15 protein-coding genes and 1 riboswitch are annotated in these 18,249 nt (G+C 42.3%); of the genes, 1 reads left to right on the forward strand and 14 read right to left on the reverse strand.

Going from position 1 to position 18,249, the window contains the following annotated elements:
- Positions 1-7: 7 nt before the first annotated feature.
- The 8 genes from ptsG to G476_RS0113585 form a co-directional block, all read right to left on the reverse strand.
- Complete coding sequence (ptsG, locus tag G476_RS0113550) at positions 8-1,972, reverse strand: glucose-specific PTS transporter subunit IIBC (RefSeq protein ID WP_026690577.1); 1,965 nt, start codon at positions 1,970-1,972, stop codon at positions 8-10.
- 221 nt (positions 1,973-2,193) lie between these two features.
- Positions 2,194-3,033 carry a glucose PTS transporter transcription antiterminator GlcT gene (gene glcT / locus G476_RS0113555; protein WP_026690578.1) on the reverse strand — a complete coding sequence of 280 codons (840 nt, stop codon included), beginning with the start codon at positions 3,031-3,033 and terminating at the stop codon, positions 2,194-2,196.
- Between the two features lie 148 nt (positions 3,034-3,181).
- A complete protein-coding gene (locus tag G476_RS0113560) occupies positions 3,182-3,406 on the reverse strand; it encodes a helix-turn-helix domain-containing protein (RefSeq protein ID WP_026690579.1) in 225 nt (74 codons plus the stop codon).
- A gap of 376 nt (positions 3,407-3,782) precedes the next feature.
- On the reverse strand, positions 3,783-4,232 hold the full coding sequence (locus tag G476_RS0113565) for an acyl-CoA thioesterase (protein WP_026690580.1): 450 nt from the start codon (positions 4,230-4,232) through the stop codon (positions 3,783-3,785).
- Positions 4,233-4,427: 195 nt separating this feature from the next.
- Positions 4,428-5,192: a succinate dehydrogenase iron-sulfur subunit gene (sdhB, locus tag G476_RS0113570; RefSeq protein WP_026690581.1), complete on the reverse strand. Its 765-nt coding sequence runs from the start codon at positions 5,190-5,192 to the stop codon at positions 4,428-4,430.
- The gene (gene sdhA / locus G476_RS0113575) at positions 5,189-6,961 is read right to left on the reverse strand and encodes a succinate dehydrogenase flavoprotein subunit (protein WP_026690582.1); all 1,773 of its coding nucleotides are present in this window, start codon (positions 6,959-6,961) and stop codon (positions 5,189-5,191) included. The genes sdhB and sdhA overlap by 4 nt, the downstream gene beginning before the upstream one ends.
- Positions 6,962-7,061: 100 nt before the next feature.
- Complete coding sequence (locus tag G476_RS0113580) at positions 7,062-7,673, reverse strand: succinate dehydrogenase cytochrome b558 subunit (RefSeq protein ID WP_026690583.1); 612 nt, start codon at positions 7,671-7,673, stop codon at positions 7,062-7,064.
- A gap of 378 nt (positions 7,674-8,051) precedes the next feature.
- A complete protein-coding gene (locus tag G476_RS0113585; RefSeq protein ID WP_026690584.1) occupies positions 8,052-9,401 on the reverse strand; it encodes a TrkH family potassium uptake protein in 1,350 nt (449 codons plus the stop codon).
- A gap of 193 nt (positions 9,402-9,594) precedes the next feature.
- Here G476_RS0113585 and G476_RS0113590 point away from each other — a divergent pair, with 193 nt between their 5' ends.
- Positions 9,595-10,056 carry a YslB family protein gene (locus tag G476_RS0113590; protein ID WP_026690585.1) on the forward strand — a complete coding sequence of 154 codons (462 nt, stop codon included), beginning with the start codon at positions 9,595-9,597 and terminating at the stop codon, positions 10,054-10,056.
- Between the two features lie 53 nt (positions 10,057-10,109).
- Here the strand turns inward: G476_RS0113590 and G476_RS0113595 are convergent, their stop codons facing one another.
- From G476_RS0113595 to G476_RS0113625, 6 genes are all read right to left on the reverse strand, one after another.
- On the reverse strand, positions 10,110-11,342 hold the full coding sequence (locus G476_RS0113595; protein ID WP_026690586.1) for an aspartate kinase: 1,233 nt from the start codon (positions 11,340-11,342) through the stop codon (positions 10,110-10,112).
- Between the two features lie 215 nt (positions 11,343-11,557).
- Positions 11,558-11,739: riboswitch (Lysine riboswitch) on the reverse strand.
- 68 nt (positions 11,740-11,807) lie between these two features.
- Positions 11,808-13,592 (reverse strand): excinuclease ABC subunit UvrC, encoded by a 1,785-nt coding sequence (gene uvrC / locus G476_RS0113605; protein WP_026690588.1) that lies wholly within the window; start codon positions 13,590-13,592, stop codon positions 11,808-11,810.
- A 611-nt stretch (positions 13,593-14,203) separates the two neighbouring features.
- Complete coding sequence (gene trxA / locus G476_RS0113610) at positions 14,204-14,518, reverse strand: thioredoxin (protein ID WP_026690589.1); 315 nt, start codon at positions 14,516-14,518, stop codon at positions 14,204-14,206.
- A 191-nt stretch (positions 14,519-14,709) separates the two neighbouring features.
- On the reverse strand, positions 14,710-15,528 hold the full coding sequence (locus tag G476_RS22030) for a bacteriorhodopsin (RefSeq protein ID WP_051314804.1): 819 nt from the start codon (positions 15,526-15,528) through the stop codon (positions 14,710-14,712).
- An 869-nt stretch (positions 15,529-16,397) separates the two neighbouring features.
- Positions 16,398-17,375, reverse strand: coding sequence for an electron transfer flavoprotein subunit alpha/FixB family protein (locus G476_RS0113620; protein ID WP_026690590.1), 978 nt, complete (start codon positions 17,373-17,375; stop codon positions 16,398-16,400).
- A gap of 18 nt (positions 17,376-17,393) precedes the next feature.
- The gene (locus G476_RS0113625) at positions 17,394-18,164 is read right to left on the reverse strand and encodes an electron transfer flavoprotein subunit beta/FixA family protein (protein ID WP_026690591.1); all 771 of its coding nucleotides are present in this window, start codon (positions 18,162-18,164) and stop codon (positions 17,394-17,396) included.
- Positions 18,165-18,249 lie beyond the last annotated feature (85 nt).

Raw genomic sequence — 18,249 nt, forward strand, 5'->3', positions numbered from 1 at the left:
TTAAGTATTATTTTGTAATTTTTATTATATCTGCATCCCCAAAGGAAACAGACCCGTGCTTTTGAAGCTTGACTGCTTCACCTTCTTGAAGGTTTGTGAATACGATCGGCGTAATCAAAGACGGTACTTTCTCTTTAATTTTGTCCAAATCGACTCTTAATAACTCTTGACCTTGCTTTATTCGGTCTCCTTCTTGAATGAAGGTCTCAAATCCTTCACCTTTTAGGTTGACCGTATCAATTCCAAAGTGTATCAGAATTTCATGTCCGCTGTCAGCTTCAATGCCTATAGCATGTTTCGTAGGGAAGACATTCACTACTTTACCATTAACGGGAGATTTGACAAGACCATTTTTCGGATTGATTGCAAAACCGTCACCCATCATACGACCGGAGAAAACTTCATCTGGAACCTCTGTGATTTCCATGATCTCACCCTCAATTGGGGTAACAACCGATAATGAATCTTTCTTCCTTTCTTCGTCCGACGTGTCACCAGGAACAATTTGCGTATTGTCTGTTTCTTGTTCATCTAGATCTTCTTGGACTTCTTTTCCATCAATCAAATCTTTGATCTGCCCTTTGAGTGTGTCCGATTTTGTACCAAAGATGGCTTGTATATTATTACCCACTTCCATCACACCCGAAGCGCCTAATTTTTTCAGTTCATCTTTATTTACATCACTTTTATCCTTAACCGTTACACGTAAGCGAGTAATACACGCGTCAAGAGCTGAAATGTTTTGTTTTCCTCCAAGAGCGGAAAGGACATCTTTCGCAAGACCTTGTGAAGGTTTTGCACTCCCTTTCCCTTCTTCTCCCTCGTCGTCTTCGCGCCCTGGCGTTTTAAGGTCGAACTTGCGAATAGCAAATCGGAACCCGAAGTAGTATAGAACTGCAAATACTAACCCGACTGGAATGATCATCCAAGCATTTGTGGAAAGGTTCCAGTATAGAACGTAGTCGATAAAGCCTCCGGAGAATGTAAAACCTGCTTTTACATTTAACAGGTCCATTACTACGAAGGACAACCCCGCAAACACACAGTGGATCAAGAACAATACCGGTGCTACGAAAAGGAATGCGAACTCAATTGGTTCAGTAATACCCGTAAGGAAACTTGTAAGAGCTGCAGAACCCATAATTCCGGCTACTGCTTTCTTTTTCGCTGGACTTGCCTCATGGTAAATCGCAAGTGCCGCCGCAGGTAGTCCAAAAAGCATAAACGGGAATAGCCCAGCCATAAACGTACCGGCTGATTCGTCTCCTGCAAAATAGCGGGTCATGTCACCTCGAACCACTTCTCCAGCTGCATTTGTGTACGTACCAAACTCAAACCAGAAAGGCTGGTAAAAGATATGATGCAAACCAAAAGGAATAAGCGCACGCTGACCAAACCCGAAGATAAACGCTGCCACTGTAGATCCTGTTTCAGTAGCAAGGACACTTAAAAAATCAATTCCTTGCTGGATTGGTGGCCATACAAATACGAAAACCACCCCTAAAACTACACTTACTGCTGCTGTGATAATGGGTACAAATCGTTTTCCGGCAAAAAAGCCAAGGAACTGTGGCAGTTCAATATTGTAGAACTTCTTATACAGATAAGAGGCCACAAGACCGATAATAATACCACCGAATACTCCCATGCCTAGGGTTTCTATCCCCAGTACCGCCTCGGTCTCCACACCTTGGTACTCTGCCATGATCCCAAGTGTTTGGTTCATAATTAAGTAACCAATTACGGCCGCGAGACCTGCTACCCCATCACCATCCGATAGCCCAATAGCAACCCCAATAGCAAAAATCAAAGCCAAATTGGCAAATATAATGCCCCCTGCCTCTGTCATCACAGGGATGTTTAGTACATTTTCGTGTCCCAGGCCAAGTAAAAGTCCTGCGGCTGGTAACACGGAAACCGGGGTCATTAATGAGCGCCCGATTCGTTGAAGCAATCCAAAAAGATTACTCATCCCACTCTCCTCCTTCAATGTAATGGCTTTCAAGAAAGCTGGTAAGCGCTAACAAATAGCGCATTCATAAGCACACAAAAAAAGCATGAGCAAAAGCTATATACGAACCCCGCAGTGCATAGAGTACCCCTATCAATTAAGGTAGGATTACCCTGCTATGGATTCATATACACCTGTTTACTCATGCCTGATCGTATCAGTAACACGTAAAGTGTGTACGTTTATTGATTTGTTAACCGTTGCAAATGAATCGTGATGTAAACGATTTCTGCTTCGGGTATAGGTTTGTGTATGGCTTGTTGAATGATTTTTACCAACTTCCATGAAAGATTATAGCACACAGGATATTCTTTTTTCAATACCGACGCTAATTTTTCATGAACATCCACACGATCATCATCAATGACTCGGTCAATCACTCGTCTCAGATGACTGACGAGCCTTGCATAATCAATGCTCTCTTTATCAATCTTCACATCAAGCTGACTTTCAATTACGTGAACGAGCTTCGTAATCAATTGTGAATGCTGATTGATTTCTTTTAAGGAACGGTTTGAAACTGCGCTATGGATGTGAAGCGTAACGAATCCAATTTCACTTCTAGGTAAATGAACATCGAGCTTTTTATTCAAATCATTGACCACTTCTTCAGCGATTTTAAACTCTTTTGGATACAATAGTTCCGTATCATGAAGAAACGGATTTTTAATGTCCAATCCTTGTTCAACCCGCTTTATGGCAAACGCAATGTGGTCCGTTAAAGCAATATGAATATGTTCATGAACTGGTAAGTCCAACTTTTCTTGAATGTCACGTATCGCATCATTAATGGCTTGTACAATAGTCGGATCCACATGATGAAGGAGCTGCTTGTACAGCTTTTGTTCCCTTTCATTTTCGAGTTTGAATACCTTTTCATATTGTTGATCAGAAAGAATATCGCCCTTCTTTTTTGAGAAGCCGATGCCATTTCCAATAAGGATTCGTTCACTCTGATCTTCACCACTTACGATGACGACGTTGTTATTAAGCACTTTTTTTATCGTGTAAATCAATTCCATACCGCGATACCATCCTTTTCAGCACTAACTTTTATCATAATAGGACCAGGTCCTTACGTCAATGAAAAAGCTTTCAAAGATAAAGCAAACCTTCAAGAATAGAGTCAAAAAACGAAACCGGCTCCTTTTGACAGGAAGCCGGTTTACATTATATTTTCAATTCTCCTAGACGGACCAATTCTATGACTGCTTGCGAGCGCCCCTTTACCCCAAGCTTCTGCATTGTGTTAGATATATGATTTCGTACAGTCTTCTCACTAATGAACAATTCTGATGCGATTTCTTTAGTTGTCTTATCTTGGACTAATAGCTCGAATACTTCTCTCTCACGTTTGGTTAATAGTGGTTTTGGTCGGAAATCGTGCTCTTTCAATCATTTCACCCTTTCTTGCGTGGGCTGCTTTATCGTCGATTGGTGGGATAGTATTTAGTCATGTTATCTTATGTCACTTAAAGGGTGCTTGTGACTTTGGATTAACATGAATGATACACAATTTACTCCCATAAGGTCCCAATAGCACCCTCATAGGATGATCATGCAGCAAAACACTGTTTATATGAATACAAGTTAGGCCTTTGGATCTCTCGGATATAAACCTAACTGTTTCGTAGGCTGGTCATAGAACTGCTACCATTGTCAGATCGCTTCACACCACGTTAGTTGAGAATAGGTACCTTATCGTATGCAAAACGCTATGCCTACGTCACGTAAGCATAGCGTTTTTATTATATTTATTTCTTTATTCTCTTTACGCATGTTCTAAAAGAGATCTGGCCTGTTCGTTCCAAGGAAGGGACTTTCCGGTCTTCTGAGATACTTGAACCATCCGTCCCCTCCCAGTCATGCAAATGTCACCTTTTTCGTTGGTAACCTTGTAATGCAAATCAACCGATGAATTCCCAATTTCCGCGACTTTCACACTAACGAGAAGGTTTTCGTCAAAGAAAACTTGTCTTATGTAATCGCAATGAAGATCTGCCGTTACGGGAATACCTTCTCCACCATTTGAAAACCACTCTTCACCAAGTCCAATATCTTTAAAAAAGCTGATTCTACCTTGTTCGAAGTAAACAAAAGATACGGTGTTGTTCATATGACCAAAAGCATCCGTTTCTGAAAAACGAACGGTAATCGGGTAATTATAATGAAAACTCTCGGACCATTCTTGAAGATCGTTAATATAGCTTGGTAATGCCATTCCCTTCACCTCATTTTCGTAGTATTCAAGCCATCGTACTTTTACTCGGAAAGATAGAGCGCATCTTATCTATTCTTGGATTTCTCACCTTTATCACACTCACTCAAGTCTCACCCGCCAACACAATGAGTGAGTATTCATTCATAAACCTTCCTATACAAAAGGGCAGAAACGATTCTGCCCTTTCGCTCGTTTTTAGAAGTTGTTGTCACTTCCAAAAAAGTTTTTAAATGATTGTAGTGTTGTATCGCGGTTAAGTGCTGCGATTGACGTTGTAAGTGGAATGCCTTTCGGACATGCCTGTACACAGTTTTGGGAGTTTCCACAGTTTGATAGTCCCCCATCACCATCCATCAACGTGTTTAAACGCTCAGCTTTGTGCATTGCACCAGTCGGGTGAGCATTAAACAGTCTCACTTGAGAAAGTGCTGCCGGTCCGATGAACTCGGATTTGTCGTTCACGTTCGGACATGCTTCAAGACAAACACCACATGTCATACATTTAGAAAGTTCATATGCCCATTGACGCTTCGCTTCAGGCATACGTGGTCCCGGACCTAAATCGTACGTTCCATCAATTGGTACCCATGCTTTAACTCGCTTGAGTGAATCAAACATACGGCTACGATCGACAACAAGGTCACGTACCACCGGGAATGTTTTCATCGGCTCGAGGCGAATTGGCTGCTCAAGTTGGTCGACAAGTGCTGTACATGATTGACGAGGTTTCCCGTTAATCACCATGGAACAAGCACCACATACTTCTTCCAAGCAGCTTGCTTCCCAAGATACAGCCGTTGTATCTTCACCGTTCGCATTAACCGGGTTACGACGGATTTCCATCAACGCTGAAATCACGTTCATGTTTTCACGGTAAGGAAGCTTGAACTCTTCTTTATAAGAACCACCTTCACCGTCTTTTTGTCGCGTGATAATCAAATGGATCATTTTTTCACTCATGACTTCACACTCCCTTGCTTCTTAGACGTGTAATCACGTTTACGCGGCTTGATCAAGGACACGTCTACTTCTTCATATTCAAACTCAGGGGCTCCTGTCGCCTTGTTAAATTTCGCTTTCGTTGTTTTCAACCACTCATCGTCGTTACGATCCGGGAATTCCGGCTTATAGTGAGCTCCACGGCTTTCGTTACGGTTGTAAGCTCCTTGTGTAATCACACGAGAGAGGTTTAACATGCCATCAAGCTGACGGATGAACGCCGCACTTTGGTTGCTCCACTTCGCCGTATCGTCGATGTTGATTTTTTTGTAACGTTCCATAAGTTCTTGGATCTTCTCATCCGTTTCGAGTAGGCGCTTGTTTTCACGAACAACCGTTACGTTATCGGTCATATATTGACCAAGCTCTTGGTGAAGCTTAAACGCATTTTCATTCCCGCTCATACTCAAAATGGTATTGAATTCCTCTTCGTCTTTCTTAAGCTGGTTATCAAATACCTGACTGCTCAAGTCTTCAGCCGATTGCTCTAAGCCACTGATATAGTCAACAGCTTTTGGTCCAGCAACCATACCACCGTAAATAGCAGAAAGAAGAGAGTTTGCTCCAAGACGGTTCGCACCGTGCTGGGAGTAATCACACTCACCGGCTGCAAAAAGACCTGGAATATTTGTCATTTGATCGTAATCAATCCAAAGACCACCCATCGAATAATGAACTGCCGGGAAGATCTTCATTGGAACTTTACGAGGGTCATCACCCATGAATTTCTCGTAAATTTCCATGATTCCGCCAAGCTTAACGTCTAACTCTTTAGGGTCTTTATGGGACAAGTCAAGGTAAACCATGTTCTCGCCATTGACACCGAGCTTTTGATCCACACACACAGAGAAGATCTCACGGGTAGCAATATCACGAGGTACGAGGTTACCATAGGCTGGATATTTCTCTTCCAAGAAGTACCACGGCTCACCATCTTTATATGTCCAAACACGTCCACCTTCTCCACGAGCAGATTCACTCATGAGACGTAGCTTATCATCTCCTGGAATAGCCGTTGGGTGGATTTGAATGAATTCTCCGTTTGCGTAATAAGCGCCTTGCTTGTATACAGCAGCTGCGGCATACCCTGTGTTAATCATGGAGTTCGTTGATTTACCGAAGATAATTCCCGGTCCGCCAGTTGCCAAAATGACAGCGTCTGCTTTGAATGACTGCATTTCAGATGTAGCAAGGTTCTGAGCCGTTACTCCACGACAACGTCCGTCGCTTTCATCCACGATCGCGCTTAAAAATTCCCAACCTTCATACTTCGTTACAAGTCCGCCTACTTCATGACGACGAACTTGCTCGTCCAATGCGTATAGAAGTTGCTGTCCTGTTGTCGCACCTGCGAAAGCGGTACGGTGATGCTGTGTTCCACCAAAGCGACGGAGGGCAAGAAGTCCTTCTGGCGTACGGTTGAACATGACACCCATACGGTCCATCAAATGAATAATTCCTGGCGCTGCGTCACACATGGCTTTTACAGGGGGTTGGTTAGCTAAGAAGTCCCCACCGTATACGGAATCATCAAAGTGCTCCCAAGTGGAATCTCCTTCACCCATTGTATTTAATGCACCGTTAATGCCCCCTTGAGCACAAACGGAATGAGATCGCTTTACGGGTACTACTGAAAACAAATCTACTTTCATGCCGGCTTCTGCAGCTTTGATTGTAGCCATAAGGCCTGCTAAGCCACCGCCGACAACGATGATTTTACCTTTGCTCATACAAAACACTCCTTCTCATAGTGCGTGTTCAAATAGAGAGTTCTCTTAAAGCAAGAAAGTGGTTTCTCCCCTGCTTGTTCTCATCGCATTGAACAAGGATTTACATAACGAATGCTAAAATGGATCGAATACCAACGAATGTAAGAAGTACGAATATACCTAAAGTAATGTACGTGGAAATTTGCTGAGAGCGTGGTGAAACTGTAATTCCCCACGTAATGGCAAACGACCATAGTCCGTTAGCAAAGTGGAACGTTGTAGCTGTAATACCAATGATGTAAGCAACTAGGGCAACTGGATTAGCAACAATATCAGCCATCATGTCAAAGTTAACTTCTTGACCCAAGGCCGCGGCAATTCGGGTATCCCATACATGCCATGCTACGAAGATTAATGTAATGACACCTGTCGTACGTTGCAAACGGAACATCCAGTTACGGAAATAACTGTATGTACCTGTGTTATGTCTGGCTTGAAATGCAATATATAGACCATAGATTGCGTGGAATAAAATAGGAATAAAGATAATGAAAATCTCCATTGCGTAGCGGAATGGAAGCCCTTCCATAAAAGCTACTGCTTGGTTGTACTCTTCTTCTCCTCTTACGGAAAAGTAGTTCACACCCAAGTGGACAAGTAGAAAAAGTCCAACAGGAATAACTCCTAATAAAGAATGCAATTTGCGCAAGAAAAACTCTCGATTTTGTGACATCGGTTTCTTTCCCCCTGTAGGTTTAATTGTTCTGAACAGGATTTCCCCAAAAACTGACTAACTAACGCCTCCTTCTTCCGTCTATCCTTCCGACATTTTCTGCTAGTAAACTATGAAAATGCCATAAATATGAACATCTTGTGACAATGTTATTGTACTCCCTTTTTTGACCGAGCGTCAAGAAAGCGGATACAGTCCTCATTTTAACAGAAAAGCGTTCATAGGAACACAATCTTACTAATTTTCTGATATAAAATTTTGTGTAAAGCTGAACAACATTTGATTCCTATAGCAAAAAAGCACATTCTTAAAAATAAGAACATGCTTGATTACTCTTTCGTAGCTCGACAATACTACTTTCCTAATATACCTTTTTCGTTAACCAATGATAATTCGCTCGGTCGGATACTTAAAGTGAGTTTTCTGTTCTTGTCGACGAATGGAGAATAAAAATGCCACAAGTCCAACCCGACCAATAAACATCAAAATCATTAACGTGTTTTGACTCGCCTGTGTGAGCTCGGAGGTAATTCCCATCGACAATCCACACGTTCCGAATGCAGAACTCACTTCAAAGACGATGGCCATAAGTTCCACTTGTTGCATGTCTTCAAAATGCGCTAATAGAACAATGGAAGAAAACAGACCAACGACGAATACCGATAGGACAATAAATGCTTTTTGACGATCTTCCGGGTGAATTTCTCGACCAAACGCCTTAACGTCACTTCGTCCCATCGCAAAACTTCGAATCGTTAAAAACATGACCGCAAGTGTGGTTGTCCGAATGCCTCCTCCTACGCTGGAAGGACTTGCTCCGATAATCATAAGACCAGACAACAGCAAAAGACTCGCTAATCCCAGCTCGGAAATGTCCATTGTAGCAAGTCCCCCACTCCTCGCTGTAGTTGAGTTAAACAGTGAGAAAAAGAACTGCTGGTGCCAAGCCATTCCGTCATAGAACTCATTTCTCTCAAGGATCCAAAGACCAACAAACCCGATAGCAAGAACGATGAAGTAAGTGGACACGGAAATCTTGGTAAATAAACTAAACCTGAACTGATTATCCTTCGTTGTTAAATATTCTTTGACTTCCATCAAAACAGGGAAGCCGATCGCACCTGCTATGATTAAAAGGATGTTGACGAGCTGTACAAAATAATCATCAACAAATGGAATTAACGATTGGCCCGTCACATCAAACCCTGCATTTGTAAAGGCTGATAAGGCTCCAAACGCCCCTTGATAATAAGCTTCAAATGCTGTGTCAAAGTAATTAAGATAGTATGTACCTAAGATAAGAGCCCCGATTAATTCAATTGCTATGGCCACTCCTAGTATACCTCTCATCAGTTTCACAAGACCGCTAAAGGCAATCTGGTTGTGGTCAACCATGATGAGCATACGCTGAGAAAGTTGGATTTTACGACCGAATATCATCCAAACGAATGTTCCGATCGTCATAACGCCAATTCCGCCCAGCTGAATAGCCAAAGCGAGGAAGAAGACTCCCCAGCCACTGTATGTTTCCGATACGTTTACTACCGTTAGTCCTGTTACACTCACAGCACTTACGGATGTAAAAAGAGCTTCTGAATAGCTAATATTCACCCCTGGCTGCGTGGAGATAGGCAAAAACAACAGGATGCTGAACACAAACATGGCTACTACATATGAAGTTAATATAATCCGAAACGGTGTCAATAATTTCGATAAACCAAGCTTCATCCCATTGAACCTCCCATTTTAGTCGGGACTTAGTATACCACTATATGGATGTTCCCGCTATGACATTTTTTGATCTTTTTAACCAAAACCGTTCAAAATCCTTATCCTGTTTTGGCAGGACTATGATAAGATTAAAAGATAGCACTAAGCCAATGACATCGTAGAACATTGGCAATGGAGGAAGTCTACAACTATGGCCGGTAACAAAACACAGGAAGAGACTCAACAAGTAGAAGAGAAGGTAGAACAAGAAACACCAACGTCTGATCCTCGGTTCAGCTACGACCTTTTACGTCATGCATTATTGCCGGAACTACTTGGAAAAGACGAAGAAGCAATTCTCTATTGGGCAGGCAAATCTCTTGCTCGAAAATATCCCCTTACTGACTTTGACGAGATGCAACGTTTCTTTTACAAAGCTCAGTGGGGCGTTTTAAAGAAAGTAAAAGAAAAGAAACACGAAACGTTGTTTGAATTATCCTCAACGAATCTAACAGCTGAACACGCACCTGTTTCTTTAGAATGCGGCTTTCTTGCTGAACAAATACAAAAGCAAACAGGATTTATATCAGAAGCTGCTTATGAATTGAAAAAAAAGAAGCCACTTCTCTTTCAAATTGTCGTTCGTTGGGACCACAAAGACAAAGAGCAATAAAAGTCGAAAAGAAAGGTGTCCAACCAGGTTGGACACCTTTCTTCTATGTTTCTCTATGCTTTCACTCCGACTCGCTCATCAAGCTCGAAGAACGTATGAAGAGCTTCTACCACTTTCACCATGTTCTTCTCTTCGATTACAGCCGATACTTTAATCTCAGACGTGGAAACCATTTCTACAGGAACGCGTTGTTCAGCGATGACTTTAAACATGTCTGCTGCCACTCCCGGATTTGAAATCATACCTGACCCTACAATGGATACTTTTGCAAGTTGATCCACGTAACGAACTTTAGTGTAATTTAGGGCATCACGGTTTGCTTCCAATACTTTCAATGTATCCTTCAACGCTTGTGTATGAACAGAAAACGATACATTCACTCTTTGGTCTTCCGTCACTTGTTGGATAATGATGTCCACATTAATGCCTGACTCTGCCAAGGATGTAAACAGGGTTGATAAGGTATCTACCTTGCTAGTCATCCCTTCTACAGTAACTTTCGTGACGGCACTCTCAAATGCAAGTCCGCGCACGACTAAATTCTGTTCCATTGATGCTTCCTCCTCTACTACCGTTCCTTCTTGATCGACCATGCTCGAGCGCACGATTAAAGGAATCGAGTAGTTCTTTGCGAATTCTACTGCTCTAGGGTGTAGGACGCCTGCGCCCAAGTTTGCTAATTCAAGCATTTCATCATATGAGATGCTTTTTAGTTGCCGTGCTTTAGGTACAACTCGAGGATCGGATGTGTAGACTCCCGTAACGTCAGTAAAGATCGTACAGCTTTCAGCGTTTAGTGCCGCTGCAAGGGCTACAGCCGTTGTATCTGAACCGCCACGACCAAGAGTGGTAATCTCCCCTTCAGGTGTCATTCCCTGAAAGCCAGCCACAATAACCACTTTTCCGTCGCTTAAATGGCGTTCTAAGTTCTCCGTTTCAATATTCGTAATACGGGCATTTTGATGGATCCCTTCTGTGCGGATCCCCGCTTGCCAGCCTGTTAGGGAAACAGCATCAATTCCCATCTCTTTAAGGGCCATGACCATTAAGGAAATGGTGACTTGCTCCCCGGTGCTCATTAACATATCCATTTCTCGTTTGTCCGGGTCATCGCTTAATTGATAAGCTAAGTCTACCAAGGCGTCAGTTGATTTTCCCATTGCTGAGACGACCGTAACGACTTCATGCCCTTCGTCTTTCGCCCGTTTGACTCTTTCTGCAGCTCGCTTAATTTTAGCTGCATCCCCTACTGAAGTGCCTCCAAATTTCTGAACCAATGTGGCCAATCAAAACGCCTCCTCCAAATAAATATAACAGCCGATGGCAAAGTCGATACAATCAGGTCTAGAGAAACCACTCTATCTCCATAAGACAATTGAATCCCCCAAAAACGCTTTATTCCTTTAAGTAACTAAACTAACCTAGGTATAAAAAAGCAGCAGGAGGATCACAATCCCACTGCCGCATCGACTCGAAAATAATAAATAAGTAACGTGTCGTCCGGTGAGATAGTTCTCCACACAACCTTACGTTGTATGACAGCCTTGCATTTTTTAAATACAAGTCCAGTGAAAAGCCATTGAGCTGCTTTTTCACTTCGGCGACCGTTCCTTTCCAGCTGTTTCATCAGGGCTCAATCCCCTCAGCAACTGTACTCTTCACGTTCGCTCCTCTACCAATCACTCTGTTGTTTTGTTTGTATTTTGATGTTTACGAGTGTAACAAAGATTCTTCTATTTGACAACGGTATTTTACTTTTTTTCTTTTTCCTCATCCAATCGTTGTTTCAGTTTAGTCGCAACAGCAGCTGGAACCCCTGCTTGTCTGATTTCTTCTATTGAAGCCTCTTTCAAACGTTTAACTGATCCGAAGTGCTTTAACAATGCCTTTTTACGCTTCTCCCCAATACCATCTATATTGTCCAGGATAGACGTGAACATGGTTTTCTTCCTTACATTCCGATGGAAGGAAATAGCAAAACGGTGCACTTCATCTTGAATGCGTTGTAGAAGATAAAATTCCTGACTCGTCTTTTTCAACGGCACCACTCGGGGCGGATCTCCGATCATCAATTGTGAAGTTCGGTGCTTTTCATCTTTAACAAGACCGCACACAGGGATGGATAAACCGAGTTCATCCTCAAGCACACTTTGAGCAGCAGAGATCTGTCCTTTTCCCCCGTCAATCACAATCAGGTCCGGGAGCGGTTGTTCTTCTTTTAATAAACGGAAGTACCTTCGCCGAACCACCTCTCGCATGGAGTCGTAGTCATCTGGACCTTCCACTGATTTGATTTTGTATTTACGGTAGCTTTTTTTATCTGGTTTTCCGTCTAAAAAAGACACCATCGCAGATACAGGATCCACACCTTGAATGTTGGAGTTATCAAACGCTTCGATTCGATGTGGCGTATCGATATGAAGGGCTTTACCCAGCTCATCCACAGCAACAATCGTCTTTCGTTCATCTCTTTCGATTAAATCGAATTTCTCTTTTAGAGCTATCGAAGCGTTTTTCGTTGCCAGCTTGACAAGCTCCTTCTTTTGCCCTTTTTTCGGCTTCAACGCTTTCACATCTAAAAACTCACTCACCAACGCTTCATCCACTTCTTCAGGTAAGAAAATTTCTTTTGGTTTCTTATGCTGTTGATCGTCATAAAATTGACCGATAAACGTGTAAAAGTCATCTTCTGCTTCCTGATACATGGGAAACATCGACACATCCCGTTCGATCAGCTTCCCTTGTCTCACAAAAAATACTTGAATGCACATCCATCCTTTATCGTAAGCAAATCCAAATACATCCCGATCAACAAGATCAGTGAGAGCCATCTTTTGTTTTTCCATTACCGCTTCGATGTGCTGGACTTGGTCGCGGAGCTCTTTCGCACGCTCGAAGTTCAACTCTTCCGACGCTTCATGCATCTTTTTGAATAGCTCATCTTTTATTTCTTTATGCCCTCCGTTTAAAAAGCGCGTAATTTGCCCTACAAGCTCTTTGTTCGTTTCTTGCGTGACCTCATATTCACAAGGTGCAAGGCATTGCCCGATATGATAGTACAAACACACCCGATCCGGCATCGTCCGGCACTTCCTTAACGGATAAAGGCGATCGAGGAGTTTTTTCGTCTCATTTGCAGCAAAGGCATTCGGATAGGGTCCAAAGTACTTTCCGCCATCCTTTTTTACCTTTCTTGTAGTAATAAGGCGGGGGTGCTCTTCGTTTGTCACTTTTAAATAAGGATAATGCTTGTCATCTTTTAACAGAACGTTATATCGCGGTTCGTATTTTTTAATCAAGTTTTGTTCTAGAACGAGCGCTTCAATGTTTGAGGAAGTAACAATATATTCAAAGTCACGTATTTCACTTACTAGGCGCTGTGTTTTCTTGTCATGGGATCCGGTGAAATAGGACCGGACGCGGTTTCTGAGAACTTTGGCTTTCCCTACATAAATGATGGTACCGTGCTTGTTTTTCATTAAATAGCACCCGGGCTGGGCTGGAAGGAGGGATAGCTTTCCTTTCAACGTTTCCATGGCCAATTTCACACCCTTCAAATGTATGTTCGTATCGTTAACTATAGCACATGGAAGTTGGTGGAGAAAGAAAGGTGGGACGTAGGTTTCAGACAATTATTTGTGGGAGTAACATTACGATCTCATGAAAGCTTTATAACGCTCACTTCTCTTGTTTAGGCATAAAAAAAGAGGTCCATTTTACTTAGATATGAGAATTCATAGGCGGAGAATTTCCTCCTAATGTAGGTAAAGGAGGTTAAAAAGCGGAGATAAGCGGAGAAATTCCCGTTAACTGCTCTAAATAAGACAAAACCTAAAGGTTTGGATAATATAAGGGGAAAAACTCCCCTTATTATTAAAGAAATATGGGTATTTCTCAATTTAGTCGGAATTCCTCCCTTTATTTTCGAAACACAGTGAAATGATCATCCACTTATAACAGTGCTTAACCAATATTTTCTGTATATCAATTTGTAAGTAAAAATGTAGTGTCTTTTGCTGCGGTACACTGGCTATTGTATCTATCCCCGCATTTTAATAGACAAATTGCATTACAAGTCCCCCAAAAATAATTACCGAAATCCCTTTATATCAACAAAAAAAACCGCCCCTAAGGACGGCTTTCTTTATTACGCATGTTTGTTTAATAGTTCTGCTAAAGCTTCTTTTGGTTGGAAGCCTACAACTTGGTCGACTACCTCTCCATCTTTAAACACTAGAAGTGTAGGAATGCTCATAACGCCAAATTTGCTTGCCGTTTCTTGGTTTTCGTCAACGTCAAGTTTAACGATTTGTGCTTTGTCGCCCATTTCAGCGTCAAGCTCTTCAAGAACTGGAGCAATCATCTTACAAGGACCACACCATGGTGCCCAAAAGTCTGCTAGTACTAAGCCTTGGCTTGTTTCTTGACCAAAGTTGCTATCTGTTACATTTTTAATTGCCATTAAAAATTCCTCCTCGACGGAACTGAGTTTTCACTCGTTTAGTATATCATCTTTTCATTAAATGTTGCGAATGAACGCAACAGTTCATGAACACTACAATCCATATTGTACCTAATGACCACTTTTCCCGCAAAGATTCTGCTTGATGGGCTTAAAAAAAAGCGGTTCTACACTTTTCCTATTCCTTCTGCTCAACTAAATGTTTGTAATTTATCCAACGCTGGTTGATATCCTTTTGCGGCACTTAATTTTAAGGCAATGTAGGACAACCACACACCATAGATAAACTTAGACGAGATGTCAGCAACTGTGTATAGGATATGCCTCGTAACAACGCCAGTAGGTGTAAACGATATGGCGGGCATTAAATATGCAAACAAATAAATCGTCCAAGCAACCACTTGAAAATAAAAGAGTCCCTTAACGAGTTTTTCAACGTGGACAGGTACTTTTTCCCGATCAACAAAATACACACGATATAAGACGATTAAAAGCGGTACATATGCAATCGATCCAACAATAAACCATAGCCAATATAGAGCAGAATCGGTTACTTCAAACATTTGACCAATATACCCTGTAAGTACCATCACGGCACTAGCGACGACAAAGATTAAGGTATTACGTAAAAACACTTTCCCTTTAATCCCAAATACAAACATGGGCTGTGTTAAAAGGAGTGGCAATGTAATAAACCAGTTAAAGTATCGATATCCATTCGAAAACGTCTGCTCCATCACATAAGCTGACCCTTGCCACGTAAAGGCATCATTCCAAGAAGAAAATTGCCTAAAGAGATTTAGGGATGCTGCAGCCATAATGAAACATGACATAATCGTGGCTGTTCTCAAGCGAGGATGGATGTCTTTTTGAGCGAAAGCAAAATAGACCAAACCGGCAGCATGAGCCACAAAGCCTAAGGTAAGAACATGGGCGACGATATCATGTTGCATGATGGAATAGTTGAATACATTCTCAAAGTTAATGCCCGGGTGATTGGAAAGTGCCATGTGGATCTCCTTCAAAGTATGACTTTTCCATAGTTTGCTAAATGTGTTGGTGAATTATGTATGTAAAGTCGATCAGATCAATTGAAGGAAACTCGTTGAGGAGGAGCAAGGTGGGGTAGAGTTTTTGGGGGATTGGAAAGCTATTCTTTATCACAAACGACAAAAACATGACGTGTGATAGCCGGAAAGTTCGAAGACATGAGCGACCGTAGGAGTCAGGAAAGACCCAGTATCAAAGGATAAGAACCTGTTTTCAAGAACAGTTGCGTTCAGAAAAACCAAGACCAAGCAAAGGAATTTTGTTCGGTAATGATTTTTTTTTGAAGAATATGGCTCTTGAATATCAAAGAATGGAGCGAAAGGTGGTGACTCCAGCGACGAGCGCTTACTTCACGAGTATGCTTCGAGTTGCTTCGACACAGGCGCTTCGGAGCATATGCTTGTAGAGGAAGAAGCAGGAAGCTCTTCAGCCGAAGACCCCGCAGGGACGAGCGTTTACAACACGAGTATGCTGCGAGTTGCTTCGACGCAGACGCTACAAAGCAATACTAGTAGAGGAAGAAGCACAGTTCCGGTGGAGGCTAAGGCGATGCCCGCGGAAAGCGTCCACCTGTAGCGGAATTCCTCCATAGTAAAGAAGCGATACAAGATATAAAAAAGATAAAGAAAGGGAACCGGTCCATTTTAATACCTCGTTCTCTTTTTTTCATTTCTAATTCATAAGCAACTTTAAGATTCTATGGGATTTTACAAACTACCGTATACGCCGTCGGGAGAGACCCTACAGTGCAAAGGACGAGGAGGTTTACCTTTCTTCACCTTATGAAAAGAACCTCACCACAACGGGCAAGGTTCTTCAATAAGGTCTATTAAGATTTTACCATCACGGCTTTAAACTCTTCAGTGAGTTTAGGAATGACGTCGAACAAGTCACCAACAATGCCGTAGTCAGCAATGTTGAAGATTTCTGCTTCAGGATCTTTGTTGATAGCAACAATGATCTTAGAGTTGGACATACCGGCAACGTGTTGAATCGCACCAGAAATACCAACTGCAATGTAAAGGTCCGGAGTTACAACTTTACCCGTCTGACCAATTTGTAGGGCATAGTCACAATACTCTGCGTCACAGGCTCCACGCGAAGCTCCAACTGCAGCTCCAAGTACGTCTGCAAGCTCATCTAACATGGCAAAGTTTTCAGAGCCTTTCATGCCTCGTCCTCCGGCTACAATGACGTTCGCCTCGGAAAGGTCAACTCCTGAAGCCGTATTTTTCACTACATCTTTAATAATCGTGCGCAAATCTTTAATGTCTACGTCAAGGGTTGTTACGTCACCTGAACGAGACTCATCTTTATCAAGAGCAGGAATGTTGTTTGGACGAATCGTAGCAAAAACAACTCCATCAGCGATTACTTTCTTCTCAAACGCTTTACCTGAATAGATCGGACGGGTAAAAATAACTTCTTCCCCTGCTGTTTCTACCGCCGTCGCATCTGATACTAAGCCGGAATTGATACGAGCAGCCAATTTAGGCGCAATGTCGCGACCAATGGATGTATGACCAATGACAATACCTTCTGGGCTTTCTTGCTCAACAACCGCTTGAAGTGCTTGACTGTAACCATCAGGCGTATAGGACGCAAGCTTATCGCTTTCCACGGCAACGACACGGTCCGCCCCATATGCGATCAATTCATTTCCTAAGCTGCTTACACTTTCCCCTAAAAGAACACCTACGATTTCTCCACCGCCTGAGATTTCCTTAGCCGCAGCTACTGCCTCAAAAGATACATTACGAAATTCTCCGTCACGGATTTCTCCTACTACTAATACTTTTTTCGTCATCGTAAAATCCTCCTCTGTTTATATCACTTTTGCTTCGTTTTTAAGTAAAGAAACCAACTCTTTTACTTGATCGTCCATTTCACCTTCAAGCACTTTACCCGCTTGTTTTTCAGGTGGCAAGTAGCGGTCTACGGTTTTCGTTTTTCCTGCTACATCGTCTTCGTCCAGATCAAAGTCGTCTACTTCAAGAGTTTCAAGAGGCTTCTTTTTCGCTTTCATGATACCTGGCAAAGAAGGATAACGAGGTTCGTTTAATCCTTGTTGAGCGGTTACGAGTACAGGAAGGGCTACTTCAACAATCTCCTGGTCTCCTTCCACATCGCGTTCAATCGTTGCTTTTCCGTCAGCAATATCAATTTTCACAATGGATGTTACATGAACGATATCAAGTTTTTCAGCCAGACGAGGTCCTACTTGACCGGATCCGCCATCAACTGCGATGTTTCCACCCAAGATAATGTCATACTCTTTATCTTCAAAATAAGCAGCAAGTAACGCTTGAGTTGAGTATGGATCTTGATCTTCCACATCCTCATTGTCGATTAAAACCGCTTTGTCAGCGCCCATAGCAAGGCCCGTACGAAGTTGCTTTTCTGCCTCTTCTTCTCCAACGGTTACAAGGGTTACTTCTCCACCGTGCTCGTCGCGAAGCTGAATGGCTTCTTCAATGGCATATTCGTCATAAGGGTTGATGATAAACTCCGCACCGTCTTCTACAATTTGACCGTTTGAAATTTGGATTTTTTCCTCTGTATCAAACGTACGCTTTAAAATGACATAAATGTTCATTCTGTTCCCTCCCAAATTATCACTATCTTTTTAATAAATTGTTGCATTTTCATTAATAGAAATTATGGTTGAAGCCTCCGTCCTT

The sequence above is a fragment of the Alteribacter aurantiacus DSM 18675 genome, from assembly GCF_000429705.1.
GTDB lineage: Bacteria > Bacillota > Bacilli > Bacillales > Salisediminibacteriaceae > Alteribacter > Alteribacter aurantiacus.